Genomic DNA, 18,987 nt, shown 5'->3' with positions numbered 1-18,987 from the left:
CACGCTAGTCCGCTTCCACGCTGGCGCGCCTCGGCCAACGGCCCTAGGACCAGCGACGCATGGACGTGGAGATCATCTCGGGCACCATGGGCACCATGGACGACTACCTCGGCCGGATCGGCGCCGATCGACCTGCCACGCTCGACATCGCGGCCCTACGCGAGCTTCAGTTGCGGCACTTGCGCACCGTGCCCTTCGAGAACCTGTCGGTGCATCTGGGCGAGGGGATCGTGCTGGAGGAAGGCGCCCTCCTCACCAAGATCGTCCGAGGTCGTCGGGGCGGGTTCTGCTACGAGGTCAACGGAGCGTTCGCCGCACTGCTGCGTGACCTTGGGTTCACCGTCAGCCTCCTCGCAGGTCGAGTGCACAACGCGGATGGCCGGTGGGGCATCCCCTACGACCACATGGCGCTCCTGGTGGAGCCGGCTGATGGGAGCGGGCGATGGGTGGTCGACGTCGGGTTCGGTGAGCACGCGCACCACCCCTTGGCCCTCGACGACCGCGAGGACCAGTTGGATCCCGCAGGTTCGTTCAGGGTTGTGGAAGCCGTGGGAGGGGCGCCGGGACAGGGGGATCTCGACGTGCTCCGGGACGGCAGGCCCCAGTACCGCTTGGAGACGCGCCCCAGGGCACTGGCGGACTTCCGTGCCGGCGCCTGGTGGCACAGCACCTCGCCTGCCTCACACTTCACCCGGTCGCCCGTCTGCACCCGGCTCACGGTCGACGGCCGGATCACCCTCAGCGGCCGCAAGTTGGTCACGACCGAGCACGGCGACCGGCGCGAAGAACTGCTCGGAGACGACACGGAGATCCTGGCTGCCTACCGGGAGCACTTCGGCCTGCACCTCGACCGGGTGCCGGTCGACCCGCGTGAAGCCGTGGAGCAGGCTGACGGCGGCCTGCCGGTCCAGGGGTCTCCGGAGCAGCGCCCGTCCGCATAGGTCGGGGCTGGGAAGCACCCGTCTGCATAGGGTGGGGTCAGGAAGCTACCGTCCGTACTGGTCGGGGTCAGGGAGTTCCCGCTCACTGGGGCCGGGGCTAGGGAGCTTCCAACCAGCCTTCGTACTCGGCGGCGAAGTCGTCGAGTGCCCGCGGGTCGAGACGGCCCTTCGGGTCCTCGACCACGACCAGCCATTGGGCGTCTTCTGCGTCGTCTTCGCCGGCCAGGGCGTCGCGTATCAGCTGCGGTTCCTCGTGCACCCCGAAGCGCTCCGTCAGCTCTTGCGCCACGTCCTCGGCCGTGTCGCGGTCGGGGAGCACCAGTACGTGTCGTTCCTCGCTCACCCGGCCATTGTCCTCCACGCCGAGCAGTGTCAGTGGCGCATGGGATGCTGGACGCGATGGCCACCAGGAAGAATCCCAACGACGATCCGCTCGCCCCCGTCACCCTCGCGGTGGGGCAGGAGGATCTGCTCCTCGACCGCGCGGTCCAGCACGTGGTCGCGGCTGCGCGGGCCGCCGACGCCGATACGGACGTTCGCGATCTCACCGCTGATCAGCTGCAACCGGGCACCCTGGCGGAGTTGACGAGCCCGTCACTCTTCGCCGAGCGCAAGGTTGTCATCGTGCGGAACGCACAGGACCTCGCTGCCGACACCGTCAAGGACGTCAAGGCGTATCTCACCGCTCCTGCCGATGAGATCACCTTGGTCCTGCTCCATCCCGGTGGGGTGAAGGGGAAGGGGTTGCTCGACGCGGCGCGCAAGGCAGGGGCCCGCGAGGTGGCGTGCCCCAAGACCACGAAGCCCGCCGAGCGGCTCACCTTTGTGCGGGCCGAGTTCCGGGCCATCGGGAGATCGGCCACGCAGGAGGCGTGTCAGGCGCTCGTCGATTCGATCGGGAGCGATCTGCGGGAGTTGGCCAGTGCCGTCTCCCAGCTCGCGGCTGACGTCGAGGGGACCATCGACGAGGAGATCGTCGGTCGTTACTACACCGGCCGGGCAGAGGCGTCGAGTTTCAACGTCGCCGACCGTGCGGTGGAGGGCCGGGCCGCCGAGGCCCTGGAGGCGTTGCGCTGGTCTCTGTCGACGGGGGTGGCCCCCGTGTTGATCACGAGCGCTCTGGCGCAAGGGGTGCGAGGCATCGGAAAGGTGCTGTCCGCGCGGGGTGGCCGACCGGCGGATCTCGCTCGTGAGCTGGGCATGCCGCCGTGGAAGATCGATCGGGTCAAGCAGCAGATGCGGGGCTGGACACCTGACGCGGTGGCCGTTGCCCTGCGTGCGGTGGCCGAGGCGGACGCCGGTGTGAAGGGCGGCGGCGACGATCCTGAGTACGCATTGGAGAAGGCCGTCGTGACCATCGCCCGGGTCGCGCGTCCCCGCCGCTAGCCCCTTCCCGTTCCGGTCTCCGGACCCGGGGCCGACCTCCACCGAGCTCGGGACACGTTTCGCTGCGCGCTTTCCCCAGGGGTGCCTTCGCGACGCCGTCACTCAACGGGAACAGAGGATGAGGGGATCGGGAGAGGGCAAGCAAAAGCCCCGGGCTCTGCGTCCTGGGGAAGGACGAAGAAGCACCGGGGCCTTCGACGAGGTCTTGCGGTCGGGCTCGCACCCGCGTGGCGAACGCAGGTCCAAGTGCAAGCCCTGGGGTGTCGGTCAGGGGCGGATGAGAGGGCCCGCTCACCTTTCCGACGGTTGGATCAAGAGCACTCAGCCCTGAAGAGCGGCAACCTTGGTGGCCAGCGCCGACTTCTTGTTGGCGGCGGCGTTCTTGTGGATGACGCCCTTCGAGACTGCCTTGTCGAGCTTGCGGGCGGCCTCGCGAGCGGCCACGGTGGCCTTCTCGACGTCGCCTGCGGCAGCAGCCTCACGGGCCTTGCGGACAGCGGTCTTGAGCGACGACTTGACGGCCTTGTTGCGCAGGCGCGCCTTCTCGTTCGTCTTGTTCCGCTTGATCTGGGACTTGATGTTCGCCACGAAAGAGCCTTCTCAGGTTCGATTGATCTTTGATGAGCGTCCCGTGCGGAGTTCCGAAACGAAAGCCCTGTACGAAGCAGCCCGAGGCGGGCACGAGACACAGCTGTCCACGTTACCAGTCGCTCTGTGGGCGGCCCAAACCGGGCGCAGCCCGCCGCGCGTGGGACCATGGGGGCTACGTATCGATCCGCCATCGCCCGAGACGAGACGCCCAGCGTCTCAAGAATCAGGACCCTGCGTGCCCGCGACTCCTCCCAACGTGCCCGAGCCGAGCCGTACCGACCCGGCGCTGATCCGCAATTTCTGCATCATCGCGCACATCGACCACGGCAAGTCCACGCTTGCCGACCGGATGCTTCAGCTGACCGGTGTGGTCGAGCAGCGGCAGATGCGTGCCCAGTACCTCGACCGCATGGACATCGAGCGGGAACGCGGCATCACGATCAAGTCCCAGGCGGTTCGACTGCCCTGGGCACCCACCGAGGGGCCCGATCAGGGCAGGACGCACATCCTGAACATGATCGACACCCCGGGGCACGTGGACTTCACCTATGAGGTGTCACGATCCCTCGCGGCCTGCGAGGGCACCGTCCTCCTGGTGGACGCGGCTCAGGGCATCGAGGCGCAGACGCTCGCCAATCTCTATCTGGCCATGGAGAACGAGCTCACGATCGTCCCGGTCCTCAACAAGATCGACCTTCCGGCCGCCCAGCCCGAGAAGTTCTCCGAGGAGCTGGCGAACCTCGTCGGGTGCGACCCGGAGGACGTGCTCAAGGTCTCGGCGAAGACGGGTGTCGGCGTTGAGGCGCTGCTTGACCGCGTGGTCCGCGAGGTCCCGGCCCCCGTGGGCGTGGCCGACGCGCCCGCTCGCGCCATGATCTTCGACTCCGTGTACGACTCGTACCGCGGTGTCGTCACCTATGTGCGAGTGATCGACGGCAAGCTCGGCAAGCGTGAGCGGATCCGGATGATGTCGACCGGAGCCACTCACGAACTGCTGGAGATCGGCACCAACTCGCCCGAGATGCTCCCGGCCGACGGCCTGAGCGTCGGCGAGGTGGGGTACCTCATCACCGGTGTGAAGGACGTCCGCCAGTCCAAGGTCGGCGACACCATCACCCAGCAGCACAAGGGGGCAACCGAGGCGCTCGGCGGCTACAAGGACCCCAAGCCGATGGTCTTCTCCGGCTTGTATCCGCTGGACGGCTCGGACTACCCGGAGCTGCGGGACGCCCTCGACAAGCTCCAGCTCAACGATGCCGCCCTGGTGTACGAGCCCGAGACCTCCGCGGCCCTCGGCTTCGGGTTCCGCGTGGGCTTCCTCGGGCTCCTGCACCTCGATGTGATCCGCGAGCGGCTGGAGCGCGAGTTCGGGCTCGACCTGATCGCCACCGCACCGAACGTGGTCTACCGCGTCCTGATGGAGGACGGCGTCGAGCACACGGTCACCAACCCGAGCGAGTTCCCCGAGGGCAAGATCGACGAGGTCTACGAGCCCGTGGTGCGGGCCACGATCCTGGCCCCGAGCGAGTTCATCGGCGCGATCATGGAGCTCTGTCAGACGAGGCGGGGCACCCTGCTCGGGATGGACTACCTCTCCGAGGACCGCGTCGAGATCCGCTACACCCTGCCGCTCGCCGAGATCGTCTTCGACTTCTTCGACCAGCTGAAGTCGAAGACCCGCGGTTATGCCTCGCTGGACTACGAGCCCACGGGCGAGCAGGCGTCCAGCCTGGTCAAGGTGGACATCCTGCTGCACGGCGACAAGGTCGACGCCTTCTCCGCGATCACGCACAAGGACGCGGCGTACGCGTACGGTGTCCGGCTCGTCGCCAAGCTGCGCGAACTGATCCCCCGGCAGGCGTTCGAGGTGCCGATCCAGGCCGCGATCGGCTCCCGCGTCATCGCCCGCGAGACGATCCGGGCGATCCGCAAGGACGTCCTCGCCAAGTGCTACGGCGGTGACATCTCCCGGAAGCGGAAGCTGCTGGAGAAGCAGAAGGAAGGCAAGAAGCGCATGAAGATGGTCGGCAGCGTGGAGGTTCCGCAAGAAGCCTTCATCGCCGTCCTCTCCAGCGACGACAGCGGGGGCAAGAGCAAGAAGTAGGTCCTTCTGCGCCGCTCGCCCACCGTGGCCCCCGTTGGACGGTGGACACGGTGGACCGAGCGCACCGGTGGATGGACTCTGCCGATGCGTCTCGCCTGAGCCGCGTCCCGCAGCCCGGTGTCACCGCAGCCCGGGTCGACCAGGTCGACCCGGGCTGCGGTGCGTGCTCACCCGTATGCGGGAAGCGCCGCGGTGTTCTCACGTTGCCAACAGCGGTCGTGTGCGGCGAACAGTCGTCGGGGGCCAGTGTGACGGGCGCGGTTCGTTGTTCCCGGGACCGCACGTTGGCACCGGGTTCGTTATGAAGCGGCAGCCCACAGAGTCTTACGCCTCGGCACAGCGCGTTCTACTCTGATCACGGCTCGATGGTTACTCGCCAGTTAAACACCAGCCAGTCGTGCAGTGCTGCCGCAGGCCCGGAGGATGTCGTGAGCGACACACAGACCCTGATCGAGAACCGACCGCCCTCGGTGGCGAACCTCTTCGCCGAGCGGGTGCTGGCCACGCCGGACGCCGAGGCGTTCCGGTATCCGGTGCCCGATTCCTCGGGACGGGGACCCGAGGAATGGAAGTCGCTCAGTTGGGGCGAGACCGCCGAACGCGTCTATCGCATCGCGGCCGGTCTGATCGCCATCGGGGTGAGTGCCGAGGACCGGGTGGCCCTGCTGTCCGCCACCCGCATCGAGTGGATCCTCGCGGACCTCGGCGTCATGTGCACCGGCGGAGCGACGACCACGGTCTACCCCTCGACCAACGCCGAGGAATCGGCGTACATCCTCGCTGATTCCGGTAGCAGGGTGTTGGTCGCCGAGGACGCGACACAGTTGGCCAAGGTCCGCGAGCGGCGCGCGGAGCTGTCCGAGCTCCACCATGTGGTCATGATCGACCCCACCGGTGTCGAGGAGGACGGGTCGGACCCCGACGATTGGGTCCTCTCGCTCGCCGAGTTGGAAGAGCGCGGAGCCCGCTATCTCCAGGAGCACCCCGAAGCGGTCAAGGAGCGAATCGGCGCGATCGAAGCCGGTCAACTGGCGACCCTCATCTATACCTCGGGGACCACCGGCCGCCCCAAGGGCGTTCGGTTGCCGCACGACAACTGGTCGTACATGGCGAAGGCGATCGCCGCGACCGGCCTGGTGGGCAAGGACGACGTGCAGTACCTCTGGCTCCCGCTGGCCCACGTCTTCGGCAAGGTGTTGATGGCGGCGCAGATCGAGGTCGGTCACGTCACCGCCGTCGACGGCCGGATCGACAAGATCATCGAGAATCTGCCCGTGGTGCAGCCGACCTACATGGCCGCCGTCCCGCGCATCTTCGAGAAGGTCTACAACGGAGTCGCCACCAAGGCCCGGGCGGGCGGCCCGGCGAAGTACAAGATCTTCCAATGGGCCGCCGGGGTGGCGCGGGAGTACGCGAAGGCGTCCCAGGACAACTTCCGACGTACGGGGACGGCATCCGCGCCCTTCACCCTCAGTGCAAAGCACAAGGTGGCCGACGCCCTCGTCTACGCCAAGCTCCGCGAGGCGTTCGGCGGCAGGCTGCGAGCCGCCATCTCCGGGTCCGCCGCGCTCTCGCCCGAGATCGGCTTCTTCTTCGCCGGGGCCGGCATCCACATCCTGGAGGGTTACGGACTCACCGAGTCCAGTGCGGCCTCCCTGGTCAACCCCGGTGAGGCGTACCGCACCGGAACCGTGGGCAAGCCGCTGCCCGGCACCGAGGTCCGCATCGCCGACGACGGTGAGATCCTGTTGCGCGGCCCCGGGATCATGGAGGGCTACCACGGGCTGCCGGAGAAGACCCAGGAGGTCCTGGAGCCCGACGGCTGGCTCCACACCGGGGACATCGGCGAGCTCTCGGCCGACGGCTATCTGCGGATCACCGACCGCAAGAAGGACCTGATCAAGACGTCGAACGGCAAGTACATCGCGCCGACCGAAGTGGAGATCCAGTTCAAGGCCATCTGCCCGTTCGTCTCGAACATCGTGGTCATCGGCGCCGACCGCAACTTCTGCACCGCGCTGATCGCCCTCGACGAGCCGACGCTGCTCAGCTGGGCCGAGGACCACGAGCTGGCCGGAAAGCCCTATGGGGAGGTTCTCGTCGCTCCGGCGACCGTGGAGCTGATCCAGGGGTATGTGAACCGGCTGAACGAGGGTCTCCAGCGGTGGCAGATGGTGAAGAAGTTCCGACTGCTGCCCCGGGACCTCGATGTCGAGCACGGCGACCTCACTCCCAGCCTCAAGCTGAAGCGGCCGGCCGTGGAGCGTGAGTTCCAACACCTGATCGACGAGATGTACTCGGGCTCGCGCGAGGCGTAGCCCGCCACCGGTGCGGGGGACACCCCCGCCCCCGCACCGGCCCCGCCCGCATCCCGTCCCGTAAGGCCACGGTCGCCGGCGCTGACGGATTCCACTCCCGCGGGTGACGGACAATGGGGGGCATGCCTTCCGTACTGCCTGACGGCGAACCCATGCCCGAGGACGGGGCGCTTCCGGCGTCCGCCCTTGAAGGGGCCGCCGACCGGCCGCTCGCCTTCTACCTCCACGTGCCGTACTGCGCCACGCGCTGCGGCTACTGCGATTTCAACACCTACACGGCGACCGAGCTGCGCGGCTCGGGCGGGGTGCTGGCCTCCCGCGACAACTACGCCGCCACGCTCACGGAAGAGGTCCGTCTCGCCCGCAAGGTCCTCGGTGACGACCCCCGACCGGTCCGCACGCTGTTCGTGGGGGGCGGTACGCCGACGCTGCTCGCGGCGGCCGACCTGGTGGCCATGCTGAACGCCGTACGGGAGGAATTCGGCTTCGCGGAGGGTGCCGAGATCACCACGGAGGCGAATCCGGAGTCGGTGGGACCGGAGTACCTCGCGGAGCTGCGGGCCGGAGGCTTCAACCGGATCTCCTTCGGTATGCAGAGCGCCCGCCAGCACGTCCTGAAGGTCCTCGACCGCACCCACACCCCCGGCCGGCCCGAGGCGTGTGTGGCGGAGGCGAGGGAGGCGGGGTTCGAGCACGTGAACCTCGATCTGATCTACGGCACCCCGGGGGAGAGCGACGACGACTGGCGGGCCTCCCTCGCCGCGGCCGTCGGGGCGGGGCCGGACCATGTCTCCGCGTACGCGCTCATCGTGGAGGAGGGGACCCAGCTGGCACGGCGCATCCGGCGCGGCGAGGTGCCCATGACGGACGACGACGTCCACGCCGACCGCTATCTGATCGCGGATTCGGTGCTCTCGGAGGCGGGCTACTCCTGGTACGAGGTGTCCAACTGGGCCACGACCGATGCGGGCCGATGCATGCACAACGAGCTCTACTGGCGGGGCGCCGACTGGTGGGGTGCCGGTCCCGGCGCCCACAGCCATGTGGGCGGGGTCCGCTGGTGGAACGTGAAGCATCCCGGCGCCTATGCCGCCGCGCTCGCCCAGGGCCGCTCCCCGGGAGCCGGCCGTGAGCTGCTGTCGGCCGAGGACCGGCGGGTGGAACGGATCCTGCTGGAGCTGAGGCTCCGGGAGGGCGTGCCCCTGTCACTGCTGCGCCCTGCGGGGCTGGAAGCCGCTCGTGGTGCCCTTGCGCAAGGACTGCTGGACGAGGCGCCGTACGGGGAGGGCCGAGCGGTTCTGACCCTGCGGGGCCGTCTGCTCGCGGACGGTGTCGTACGAGACTTGGTCGACTAAACCGCCTAAAACTGCCTGAAGCGGACCCGGGCCGTCCGTAGAGCCGCCCGGGTCAACAGGAACCGGAACGTCACTCCGGGGGTGCGGTCACAAAGTCGATCAGCTCCTCCACCCTCCCCAGCAACTCCGGTTGCAGGTCCCGGTACGAGTGCACCTTCGACAGGATGTGCTGCCACGCGGCACCCGTGTTCTCGGGCCAGCCCAGTGCCCGGCAGACGCCCGTCTTCCAGTCCTGTCCCCGTGGCACCACCGGCCACGCCTCCAGGCCGAGGACCGCCGGCTTCACCGCCTCCCACACGTCGATGTAGGGGTGGCCTGCGATCAGCACGTGCGTGTGCGTCACCGAAGCGGCGATCCGGGACTCCTTGGACCCGGGCACCAGATGGTCCACCAGCACTCCGAGCCGGGCGTCCGGCCCGGGAGCGAACTCGGCCACCACGGCCGGGAGGTCGTCGACGCCCTCCAGGTACTCCACCACCACCCCCTCGATCCGCAGATCGTCGCCCCAGACACGTTCCACGAGCTCCGCGTCGTGACGGCCCTCCACATAGATCCGGCCGGCCCGGGCCACCCGAGCCCTCGCACCGGGCACCGCCACCGAACCGGAAGCGGTCACCGCGGGTCTCGTCGGTTTGCCCACGCCGGGGCGGACCAGCGTCACCACCTCGCCGTCCAACAGGAAACCCCGCGGCGCCAGCGGGAAGACCCGGCGCTTGCCGAATCGGTCCTCCAGCGTCACCGTCCCGGCCTCGCAGCCCACCACCAGACCGCAGAACCCGGTTCCTGCCTCCTCCACCACCAGATCGGGGTCCGAGGGGTCGGCCGCGACCTCCCTCGCGGGGGCCGACTTCTTCCAAGGGGGCGTCAGATCAGGGCTGTAGCTGCGCATTCGGACGACGCTACGACACCCCGAACCGCTCCGCCAGCGCATCCCGCTGGGCACGGACGAACGCGGCGTCGACGACCGCGCCGTGCCCCGGCACGTACCGGGCCTGCTCACCGCCCAGTGCCAACAGCCGGTCCAACGCGGACGGCCAGCGCGCCCCGACCGCGTCCGGGCCCGCCTGCGGCTCCCCCGACTCCTCCACCAGATCCCCACAGAACAGGACGAGCGGAGTGCCCGGCACCAGCACGGCCAGGTCATGGCCGGTGTGGCCGGGGCCCGCGTCGACGAGCACCGCCCGGCGGCCATCGCCCAGATCGAGCGTCTGCTCCCCGGCCACGGCGCGTCCGGGGACCACCAGCGCCTCCACCGCGGCAGCCGCCTCCAGCGGCTCCACACCGTGCCGTACGGCATCGGCCCGCAGCACGTCCGCCTCCCGGCGCAGGAGGGCGCCGAGGCCCTCCGTGCCGTACACCTCGGCGGCCGGGAAGGCCGCCGTCCCCAGCACGTGGTCGAAGTGCGGATGGCTCAGTGCGACGTGCGTCACCTCGCGACCGCCCAACAGCGCCTGCACCTGCGCCCTCACCTCGGCGCCCTCCCGCAGCGAAGAACCGGTGTCGTACAGCAGCACGCCCTCGCTCCCGACGACCAGCCCGCAGGTCGCGTCCCAACCCGGCAACCGCCGTCGCCCCACCCCGTCGGCCAATCGCTCCCAGCCGAAGTCTTCCCAACAGACGTTCATACCGGGACGCTACTGGCAGCGACCAGCGAAGGCGCGCGGTAGCGTGGTCGGTCGCCCTTGCTACGGGCGTACCCCACGGCCGTACACTGGCACGGGGGATTCTTGGCACTCGGACCTGGTGAGTGCCAGACAGTGACCGAAGAACCACCGTGGGACCACAGCTGGAGGTGTGCGCGATGCTCAGTGAACGCAGACTCGAAGTGCTGCGCGCCATCGTCCAGGACTATGTCGGTACCGAGGAGCCCGTCGGCTCCAAGGCGCTCACCGAGCGCCACCGGCTCGGTGTTTCACCGGCCACCGTCCGCAATGACATGGCGGTCCTGGAAGACGAGGGATTTATCGCCCAGCCGCACACCAGTGCCGGGCGCATCCCCACCGACAAGGGGTACCGCCTCTTCGTCGACAAGCTCGCCGGGGTGAAGCCGCTGTCGTCGGCCGAGCGCCGCGCCATCCAGAGCTTCCTGGACGGCGCCGTGGACCTCGACGACGTCGTCGGCCGTACGGTCAGGCTGCTGGCGCAGCTGACCCGTCAGGTCGCGGTGGTGCAGTACCCCTCGCTCACCCGCTCCACGGTGCGCCACGTGGAGTTGCTGGCGCTCGCGCCCGCACGGCTCATGCTCGTGTTGATCACGGACACGGGTCGGGTCGAGCAGCGCATGATCGACTGTCCGGCTCCGTTCGGTGACACCCCGCTCGCCGATCTGCGGGCCCGGCTCAACAGCAGGGTCGTCGGCCGTCGCTTCGCCGACGTGCCGCAACTGGTGCAGGACCTGCCCGACTCCTTCGACCTGGAGGACCGGGGGGCCGTGGCCACCGTGCTCTCCACCTTGTTGGAGACGCTGGTCGAGGAGACCGAGGAGCGCCTGGTGATCGGCGGCACCGCCAACCTCACCCGCTTCGGCCATGACTTCCCGCTGACGATCAGGCCGGTACTGGAAGCCCTTGAGGAGCACGTGGTGCTCCTCAAGCTCCTGGGAGAGGCCAAGGAGTCCGGCGGGATGGGCATGACGGTGCGCATCGGCCATGAGAACGCTCATGAGGGCCTCAACTCAACCTCCGTGGTCGCCGTCGGCTACGGTTCGGGCGACGAGGCAGTCGCCAAACTCGGCGTGGTCGGACCGACCCGCATGGACTACCCCGGAACGATGGGAGCGGTACGCGCAGTGGCACGTTACGTCGGACAGATCCTGGCGGAGTCGTAAGTGGCCACGGACTACTACGCCGTACTCGGCGTGCGCCGCGACGCATCGCAGGACGAGATCAAGAAGGCGTTCCGCCGGCTGGCGCGCGAGCTCCATCCGGACGTGAACCCCGATCCGAAGACCCAGGAGCGGTTCAAGGAGATCAACGCCGCCTACGAGGTGTTGTCGGACCCGCAGAAGAAGCAGGTCTACGACCTCGGCGGCGACCCCCTGTCCCAGGCGGGTGCCGCGGGCGCGGCCGGCTTCGGTGCCGGTGGCTTCGGAAACTTCTCGGACATCATGGACGCCTTCTTCGGTACGGCGTCCCAGCGCGGCCCCAGGTCGAGGACCCGGCGCGGCCAGGACGCGATGATCCGGCTGGAGATCGACCTCAACGAGGCCGCGTTCGGTACGACCAAGGACATCCAGGTCGACACGGCCGTCGTCTGTACGACGTGTTCGGGTGAGGGCGCGGCCCCCGGGACCTCCGCCCAGACCTGTGACATGTGTCGTGGGCGCGGTGAGGTCTCGCAGGTCACCCGCTCCTTCCTGGGTCAGGTCATGACCTCACGGCCCTGCCCCCAGTGCCAGGGCTTCGGCACCGTCGTTCCCACCCCGTGCCCGGAGTGCGCGGGCGACGGTCGGGTCCGCTCGCGCCGCACGCTGACCGTGAAGATCCCGGCCGGCGTCGACAACGGCACCCGCATCCAGTTGGCGGGCGAGGGCGAGGTCGGCCCGGGCGGTGGCCCCGCGGGCGATCTGTACGTGGAGATCCACGAGGTGCCCCATGCGGTGTTCCAGCGGCGGGGCGACGATCTGCACTGCACGGTGACGATCCCGATGACCGCGGGCTCCCTCGGCACGAAGGTGCCGTTGGAAACGCTCGACGGGATGGAGGAGATCGACATCCGGCCGGGTACCCAGTCGGGGCAGTCCATTCCGCTGCACGGCCGGGGCGTCACCCACTTGAGGGGTGGCGGCCGGGGCGATCTGATCGTGCACGTCGAGGTGATGACGCCGACCAAGCTCGACGCGGAGCAGGAGAGGCTGCTGCGGGAGTTGGCGAAGCTGAGGGGTGAGGAGCGCCCGCTCGGTCAGTTTCAACCTGGACAGCAAGGACTCTTCTCCCGGCTGAAGGACGCGTTCAACGGGCGGTAGCCGATGGCCTCGCGGCGGCGGCCGAGCTTCGGCAGGCCGCCGCGGGGCACGCGCTCCACGGCGAGGCCCCGGCTGCGCGGCACCTGTTCTCCGCGGGCGGTCCGGGCGTCCTGAAACGCACTTCCCGAGGACGCTCCGACCACCTCCCCGACCAGACGATCTTCCCCTCCCAGCTGCCGTTCGACCTGCGTGCGAGGGATGGTCCGTAGCACGTCAACCGGCCTCCCGGGGGGCTGTCGGGCTCGATTCGGCCGGCCGTCAGTGGCATGACACGATGCACACATGTCCTCCGTACTGACCGATCTCTGCCGGTATCCGATCGTGCAGGCCCCCATGGCGGGCGGTGCGTCGCGCCCGCAGTTGGCCGCTGCCGTGTCCGAGGCCGGCGGCCTCGGATTCCTGGCTGCCGGGTACAAGACTGCGGACGGCATGTACCAAGAGGTCAAACAGATCCGTGGGCTCACCTCGCGCCCCTTCGGCGTCAATCTCTTCATGCCGCAGCCCAAGACGGTGGATTCGGCGGCCATCGAGGTCTACCGGCAGCAACTCGCCGGTGAGGTGAGTTGGTACGAGACCCCGCTCGGCGACCCCGATTCGAGTCGGGACGACGGTTACGAAGCCAAGCTGGCCATCCTCCGCGACGATCCCGTACCCGTGGTGTCCTTCACCTTCGGGTGTCCGAGCGCCGAGGTACTGGAGTCGTTCGCCAAGGCCGGAACCGCCACCGTCGTCACCGTCACCACGCCGGAGGAGGCGCGGATCGCCGAACGCGCCGGAGCCGATGTCCTCTGTGTACAAGGGATCGAGGCCGGCGGCCACCAGGGCACCTACCGCGATGACCCCGCCGCCTCACACGGCGGGATCGGCCTGCTCACGCTCATCGCCCTGATCCGTGAGTGTGTCGAACTCCCCGTGATCGCCACCGGCGGGTTGATGCGCGGCAGTCAGATCGGCGCGGCTCTGGCGGCCGGAGCGGACGCGGCACAACTGGGGACGGCGTTTCTCGTCTGTCCCGAGTCCGGTGCACACCCCCTGCACAAGCAGGCGATGACCAACCCCCTCTTCGCCCGGACGGACCTGACCCGAGCGTTCACCGGCCGCGTCGCACGCGGTCTCGTCAACCGCTTCATGCGGGAGCACGGACCGTACGCCCCCGCCGCCTATCCGCAGGTGCACTACCTGACCACCGATCTCCGCAAGGCGGCGGCCAAGGCGGGGGACGCCCAGGGCATGGCGCTTTGGGCCGGACAGGGGCACCGGCTGGCGCGCGAGATGCCCGCCGGACAGCTCGTCGAAGTGCTCGTCGCCGAGCTGGAATCGGCCCGCATCGCCCACGATCCCGAGGAGTCCCGTTGACCGCGCCCGTGTTCCTGACGGACTCCCTGGCGGATCTCGCACCCGGTGCCCAGCTCGTCCTCGACGGTCCGGAAGGCCGTCACGCGGTGTCCGTGCGACGGCTTCAGCCCGGTGAGGACATCGTGCTCACCGACGGCCGGGGCCGGGGTGCCGCCGGGCTCGTCGTCCGTACGGAGGGCAAGGACCGGCTGACCGTCGAGGTGGTGAGCCTGCCCGCCGAGCCCGAACCGCAGACGCACATCACCGTGGTGCAGGCGCTGCCCAAGGGGGACCGCGGGGAGTTGGCCGTGGAGACGATGACGGAGACCGGAGTGGACGCCATCGTCCCGTGGGCCGCGGCGCGTTGCATCACCCAGTGGAAGGGCGAGCGCGGCGCCAAGTCGCTGGCCAAGTGGCGGGCGACGGCCAGGGAGGCCGGCAAACAGTCCCGCCGGCTGCGGTTTCCGGACGTGGCGGAGGCGGCCACGACCAAACAGGTCGCCTCCCTGCTCGCCGATGCCGACTTCGCCGCGGTGCTCCACGAGGAGGGCGCACTGCCGCTGGCCACGGCCGAGTTGCCGAACGAAGGCTCGATCGTGCTGGTCATCGGCCCCGAGGGCGGAGTCTCCCCCCAGGAGTTGACCGCCTTCGCGGAGGCCGGTGCGTCCCCGTACCGCTTGGGTCGCAGCGTACTGCGGACGTCCACTGCGGGTACGGCGGCGGTGGCGCTGCTCCTGGGCCGCACGGGACGTTGGTCCTGACGCCCGCGATCGATTCGAGCCCTGTGCGCTCGGTGCACTCGGTGCTCATGGTGCTCACGGCGGTTCTGGTGTTCTTCTCGCGTCTCCCGTTCTCTCCGTTCTCCTACGTCAGTTGTGGGAGTCGAAAGCGCCGACGATCGGTCATCTTCGCGTCCATCCGGGGGGTTGTGGCCGCAACCAGTCTTTTCCAGCCCGCCCCTCGGTGTCACCCTGCCGTCCATGGAAGTCTCACCGCATAGGCGTGGCCGACGGGTTCTGGTGTCGTGCGCCCTCTCGGGGGCGGCCGTCATGGCCATGGCGGCTTTGACCGCGTGCGAGCCCACATCCACCGGACTCAACTCCTCCGCCGTCGCGATCACCACCGACCGCACGGCCACGAACGCCCTGGAACGGCTCGGCTTCAAGGTCGGGTGGTTCAGTTGTACGGCGAAACTGGGCGAGGAGGGCCGGTCGGCCCCTCCGGCCGGCGGCGGGTTCGCCTCTGTCGACTGTGAGGGGGAAACCGACTCCGACCAGCAGATCACGCTCAAGGGCCGGGTGACGGAGGAGCGTTCGGGCACCTGCATCAGGGGCGATCTGACCACGCGGATCAACGGGAAGGTCGTCTTCACGGCCACCTTCCTCGGGGACTGCGAGTCCCAGCCCACGCGGACGACGCGTCCCGTCGAACCACCGGACCGGCCGAACGGGGGGCCTCGGGCGACCGTCACGGTCACGGAGACGGTCACCGTCACGGCCGAACCGACGCGCAAGTGACGGGGGCGGGTTGACCGCACGCGAGTGACCGGGCTGCGAAGCGGCGAGGGCCCATCCGCCCTCGCCCGCCCCAGCCGCCCCAAGCGGTCGCGTCCCCCATCCACGGTGTCGTGCGTCCCCGGCCGGGGACGGGTTGCCGGGGCTGCGGGCGTTCCGGTCGCGCCGACCCATGTGCTGATGTTGCCCGCAAAGCCGTGACCTCGCCGTCCCCACCTGCCTAGGGTGACCCTGTGACGCAGCCTGCTTACCTCCGGTATCCGCACATCCACGGCGAGTTGATCGCCTTCACCGCTGAGGACGACGTCTGGGTCGCCCCTCTCGACGGTGGTCGGGCCTGGCGTGTCAGCGCCGATGACATACCGGTCGACCATCCGCGCTTCTCACCCGATGGCGCGCACATCGCCTGGACCTCCCGGCGCGACGGCGCGCCCGAGGTCCACACGGCGCCCGTCGACGGGGGATCGACGACGCGGCTGACGTACTGGGGCGACCACAAGACGTCCGTCCGCGGCTGGACCCCCGACGGGGAGGTCCTCGCCATCAGCGCCCGGGGTCAGGCGTCTTCCCGCCGCACCTGGGCGAGGGCCCTGCCCCTCGACGGCGGACCGGCGACCGTCCTTCCGTACGGGCTGGTCGGGGACGTGGCCCACGGCGATCCGGGGGTGCTGCTGCTCTCCGCCACCATGGGGCGGGAGGCCGCCGCCTGGAAGCGCTACCGGGGTGGCACCGCAGGCAAGCTGTGGATCGACCGGGCCGGAGACGGAACGTTCGTCCGGCTGCTCGAAGAACTCGACGGCAATATCGAATATCCACTGTGGATCACGGAAAACCGTTCTGGGGGTACGGACGGACGGGTTGCCTTCCTGTCGGACCACGAAGGCACCGGAGCCGTTTACTCCGCCCAGCCGGACGGCTTGGACCTGCGACGACACACCCCGCTCGACGGCTTCTACGCCCGGCACGCCGCCACCGACGGAACCCGGATCGTCTACAGCTCTGCCGGGGAACTCTGGCTCATCGACGATGTGTTCGCCGAGGAATCGCAGCCGCGGCGGCTGTCCGTGAAGCTCGGCGGCCAGCGCACCGATCTGCGCCCGCGGCTCATCGACGCCGAACACCACGTGGGCTCCGCACGGCCCGACCACACCGGCCGCGGCAGCGCCGTGGAGGTCCGCGGCGGCATCCATTGGGTGACGCATCGCGAAGGGCCGGCGAGGGCCCTGTCCGTCACCCCCGGTGTGCGCGCCAGACTGCCCCGCAACTTCCGGGTCGACGGCGCCGAGCACGTCGTCTGGGTCACGGACGCGGAGGGCGAGGACGCCCTGGAGTTCGCGCCGGCGACCGGTGCCCAGCCCGGAGTCACACCCCGAAGACTCGCCGCGGGCCAACTCGGAAGGGTGCTGGGGCTGGCCATGGCCCCCGACGGCAGCCGCGCCGCGGTCGCCACCCACGACGGCCGGGTCCTGCTGGTCGAGCGGGAGTCGGGAGAGGTCCGGGAGGTCGACCGCAGCGCCGACGGCGAGGCCACCGGACTCACCTTCTCGCCCGATTCCGGTTGGCTCGCCTGGTCCCATGCCGGACCCGCCCCCCTGCGCCAACTCAAACTGGCCGGCACCGCCGAACTCACCGTCTCGGAGGCCACCCCGCTGCGCTTCCGGGACTTCCAACCCGCTTTCACGCTCGACGGCAAGCACCTGGCCTTCCTCTCCGAGCGGGCGTTCGACCCCGTCTACGACACCCATGTCTTCGACCTGGCGTTCGTCGGCGGTTGTCGTCCGCACCTGATCACGCTGGCCGCCACGACCCCGTCGCCGTTCGGACCGCAGCGCCACGGTCGGCCCTTCGAGGCGGACAAGCCCGATCGGTCGGACAAGGGTGAGGAGGGGGACGGCCGTCCTGGTGGCGGCGCCACCACGAGGATCGACCTGGAGGGCATCGCCGACCGGATCGTGCCCTTCCCCGTCGAGGCGGCCCGCTACTCGACCCTGCGGGCGGCCAAGGACGGGGTGCTCTGGCTGCGCCACCCGCTGAGCGGTGTCCTCGGCACGGGCCGGGCGGGCCCCGGCGACCCGGGGCCCACCACCTCCCTGGAGCGGTACGACCTGGCCCAGCCCGGCATGGAGGAACTCGCGTCCGACGTGGGAAGTTTCTCCGTCAGCGGCGACGGCAAGCGGGTGCTCCTGTTCACGGGCGGCAGCGTGAAGGTGGTCCCGAGCGACCAGCGCGCCTCCCACGACGAGGACAGCGACACCAACATCACCGTCGACCTCTCACGGGTCCGCCAGCCCCTCGACCCGGCCGCCGAGTGGCGGCAGATGTACGAGGAGGCCGGCCGGCTGATGCGCCACAATTTCTGGCGCGCCGACCTCGGCGGGGTCGACTGGGACGACGTACTGGACCGCTACCGGCCGGTGCTCGCCCGGGTCGCCACCCATGACGACCTGGTGGACCTGCTGTGGGAGGTGCAGGGCGAACTGGGCACCTCGCACGCCTATGTCACACCCCGTGGATGGTTCGGCGGCCGATCCGAGCGCCAGGGCCTCCTGGGCGCTGACCTCTCCCGGGCGGAGGACGGAACCTGGCGGGTGGACCGGGTGCTTCCGTCCGAGACGTCCGATCCGCAAGCACACTCTCCGCTGGCCGCGCCGGGAGTCGCGGTGCGCGCCGGCGATGCGATCACCGCCGTCGACGGCCGGCCGGTCGACCCGATCGCAGGCCCCGGGCCGCTGTTGGTCGGGTCGGCGGGCAAACCGGTGGAGTTGACGATCGCCCCGGTGGGCGGCGGCGATCCGCGGTACGCCGTCGTCGTGCCGATCGCGGACGAGGAGCCGCTCCGCTACCACGCCTGGGTCGCGGATCGGCGCGCCTACGTCCACGAGAAGTCGCAGGGCCGGCTCGGCTATCTCCACGTGCCCGATATGCAGGCCCCCGGCTGGGCCCAGATCCACCGTGATCTGCGGATCGAGGTGGCCAGGGAGGGACTCGTCGTCGACGTCCGCGAGAACCGTGGGGGCCACACCTCGCAGCTGGTGGTGGAGAAGTTGGCCCGGCGGATCGTGGGCTGGGACCTACCGCGTGATATGCGCCCCTTCAGCTATCCGCAGGACGCTCCGAGGGGGCCCGTGGTCGTCGTGGCCAACGAGTTCTCCGGGTCCGACGGGGACATCGTCAACGCGGCGATCAAGGCCCTGCGCATCGGTCCGGTGGTGGGGACGCGTACCTGGGGCGGAGTGGTGGGCATCGACAGCAGATACACGCTGGTCGACGGCACTGCGGTGACGCAACCCAAGTACGCGTTCTGGTTGGAGGGGTACGGCTGGGGAGTGGAGAACCACGGCGTGGACCCCGATGTGGAAGTGGTGATGACCCCGCAGGACCATGTGGCGGGCCGGGACCCGCAGTTGGACGAGGCGGTGCGCGTCGCGCTGGCGGCGCTCGTGGAGAACCCGGCGAAGTCGCCGCCGACCATCGACTGA

The 18,987-nt window shown here is 69.6% G+C and carries 15 protein-coding genes; 11 read left to right on the top strand and 4 right to left on the bottom strand.

Annotation, left to right across the window (positions count from 1 at the left end):
• Positions 1 to 59: 59 nt before the first annotated feature.
• The gene (locus ABZ348_RS07125) at positions 60 to 941 is read left to right on the top strand and encodes an arylamine N-acetyltransferase (RefSeq protein WP_358930200.1); all 882 of its coding nucleotides are present in this window, start codon (positions 60 to 62) and stop codon (positions 939 to 941) included.
• Positions 942 to 1,038: 97 nt separating this feature from the next.
• On the opposite strand, the gene ABZ348_RS07120 is transcribed toward ABZ348_RS07125, so the two are convergent.
• The gene (locus tag ABZ348_RS07120; protein ID WP_358930198.1) at positions 1,039 to 1,284 is read right to left on the bottom strand and encodes a hypothetical protein; all 246 of its coding nucleotides are present in this window, start codon (positions 1,282 to 1,284) and stop codon (positions 1,039 to 1,041) included.
• Positions 1,285 to 1,340: 56 nt separating this feature from the next.
• Between ABZ348_RS07120 and holA the strand changes: the two genes are divergently transcribed.
• On the top strand, positions 1,341 to 2,327 hold the full coding sequence (gene holA, locus ABZ348_RS07115) for a DNA polymerase III subunit delta (RefSeq protein WP_358930196.1): 987 nt from the start codon (positions 1,341 to 1,343) through the stop codon (positions 2,325 to 2,327).
• Between the two features lie 321 nt (positions 2,328 to 2,648).
• On the opposite strand, the gene rpsT is transcribed toward holA, so the two are convergent.
• Entirely contained in the window at positions 2,649 to 2,915 is a 267-nt protein-coding gene (gene rpsT / locus ABZ348_RS07110) for a 30S ribosomal protein S20 (RefSeq protein ID WP_358879056.1), read from the bottom strand.
• Positions 2,916 to 3,153: 238 nt separating this feature from the next.
• On the opposite strand from rpsT, the gene lepA reads away from it, so the two are divergent.
• The 3 genes from lepA (at position 3,154) to hemW (ending at position 8,695) form a co-directional block, all read left to right on the top strand.
• Positions 3,154 to 5,022, top strand: coding sequence for a translation elongation factor 4 (lepA, locus tag ABZ348_RS07105; protein ID WP_358930194.1), 1,869 nt, complete (start codon positions 3,154 to 3,156; stop codon positions 5,020 to 5,022).
• Positions 5,023 to 5,450: 428 nt separating this feature from the next.
• Positions 5,451 to 7,340 carry an AMP-dependent synthetase/ligase gene (locus tag ABZ348_RS07100; RefSeq protein ID WP_358930192.1) on the top strand — a complete coding sequence of 630 codons (1,890 nt, stop codon included), beginning with the start codon at positions 5,451 to 5,453 and terminating at the stop codon, positions 7,338 to 7,340.
• A gap of 113 nt (positions 7,341 to 7,453) precedes the next feature.
• On the top strand, positions 7,454 to 8,695 hold the full coding sequence (gene hemW, locus ABZ348_RS07095) for a radical SAM family heme chaperone HemW (RefSeq protein WP_358930190.1): 1,242 nt from the start codon (positions 7,454 to 7,456) through the stop codon (positions 8,693 to 8,695).
• A 70-nt stretch (positions 8,696 to 8,765) separates the two neighbouring features.
• Here the strand turns inward: hemW and ABZ348_RS07090 are convergent, their stop codons facing one another.
• Both ABZ348_RS07090 and ABZ348_RS07085 read right to left on the bottom strand, forming a co-directional pair.
• Positions 8,766 to 9,584: a DUF3097 domain-containing protein gene (locus ABZ348_RS07090; RefSeq protein ID WP_358930188.1), complete on the bottom strand. Its 819-nt coding sequence runs from the start codon at positions 9,582 to 9,584 to the stop codon at positions 8,766 to 8,768.
• A 10-nt stretch (positions 9,585 to 9,594) separates the two neighbouring features.
• Complete coding sequence (locus ABZ348_RS07085) at positions 9,595 to 10,320, bottom strand: MBL fold metallo-hydrolase (RefSeq protein ID WP_358930186.1); 726 nt, start codon at positions 10,318 to 10,320, stop codon at positions 9,595 to 9,597.
• Between the two features lie 176 nt (positions 10,321 to 10,496).
• On the opposite strand from ABZ348_RS07085, the gene hrcA reads away from it, so the two are divergent.
• The 6 genes from hrcA to ABZ348_RS07055 all read left to right on the top strand — a co-directional run bounded on the left by hrcA (position 10,497) and on the right by ABZ348_RS07055 (position 18,987).
• Positions 10,497 to 11,522, top strand: a complete 1,026-nt coding sequence (gene hrcA / locus ABZ348_RS07080; RefSeq protein WP_358930184.1) for a heat-inducible transcriptional repressor HrcA — start codon at positions 10,497 to 10,499, stop codon at positions 11,520 to 11,522.
• On the top strand, positions 11,523 to 12,659 hold the full coding sequence (dnaJ, locus tag ABZ348_RS07075; RefSeq protein WP_358879063.1) for a molecular chaperone DnaJ: 1,137 nt from the start codon (positions 11,523 to 11,525) through the stop codon (positions 12,657 to 12,659).
• A gap of 282 nt (positions 12,660 to 12,941) precedes the next feature.
• Positions 12,942 to 14,015, top strand: coding sequence for a nitronate monooxygenase (locus ABZ348_RS07070; protein ID WP_358930182.1), 1,074 nt, complete (start codon positions 12,942 to 12,944; stop codon positions 14,013 to 14,015).
• Positions 14,012 to 14,755 carry a 16S rRNA (uracil(1498)-N(3))-methyltransferase gene (locus tag ABZ348_RS07065; protein WP_358930180.1) on the top strand — a complete coding sequence of 248 codons (744 nt, stop codon included), beginning with the start codon at positions 14,012 to 14,014 and terminating at the stop codon, positions 14,753 to 14,755. Before ABZ348_RS07070 ends, ABZ348_RS07065 begins: the two co-directional genes overlap by 4 nt.
• Positions 14,756 to 15,049: 294 nt before the next feature.
• Entirely contained in the window at positions 15,050 to 15,511 is a 462-nt protein-coding gene (locus ABZ348_RS07060; RefSeq protein ID WP_358930178.1) for a hypothetical protein, read from the top strand.
• A 230-nt stretch (positions 15,512 to 15,741) separates the two neighbouring features.
• On the top strand, positions 15,742 to 18,987 hold the full coding sequence (locus ABZ348_RS07055; protein ID WP_358930176.1) for a S41 family peptidase: 3,246 nt from the start codon (positions 15,742 to 15,744) through the stop codon (positions 18,985 to 18,987).

Source organism: Streptomyces sp. NPDC005963 (assembly GCF_040638655.1).
Lineage (GTDB): Bacteria > Actinomycetota > Actinomycetes > Streptomycetales > Streptomycetaceae > Streptomyces.
The sequence above is the reverse complement of the archived record's forward strand: the minus strand, read 5'-3'. Positions and strand labels throughout refer to the sequence as shown.

Bases quoted from the DNA above. Each gene is read 5' to 3' on its own strand.
- holA (WP_358930196.1), top strand. From the start codon at position 1,341: ATGGCCACCAGGAAGAATCCCAACGACGATCCGCTCGCCCCCGTCACC.
- ABZ348_RS07090 (WP_358930188.1), bottom strand. From the start codon at position 9,584: ATGCGCAGCTACAGCCCTGATCTGACGCCCCCTTGGAAGAAGTCGGCC.
- hrcA (WP_358930184.1), top strand. From the start codon at position 10,497: ATGCTCAGTGAACGCAGACTCGAAGTGCTGCGCGCCATCGTCCAGGAC.
- ABZ348_RS07085 (WP_358930186.1), bottom strand. From the start codon at position 10,320: ATGAACGTCTGTTGGGAAGACTTCGGCTGGGAGCGATTGGCCGACGGG.
- hemW (WP_358930190.1), top strand. From the start codon at position 7,454: ATGGGGGGCATGCCTTCCGTACTGCCTGACGGCGAACCCATGCCCGAG.
- ABZ348_RS07070 (WP_358930182.1), top strand. From the start codon at position 12,942: ATGTCCTCCGTACTGACCGATCTCTGCCGGTATCCGATCGTGCAGGCC.
- ABZ348_RS07125 (WP_358930200.1), top strand. From the start codon at position 60: ATGGACGTGGAGATCATCTCGGGCACCATGGGCACCATGGACGACTAC.
- ABZ348_RS07060 (WP_358930178.1), top strand. From the start codon at position 15,050: ATGGCGGCTTTGACCGCGTGCGAGCCCACATCCACCGGACTCAACTCC.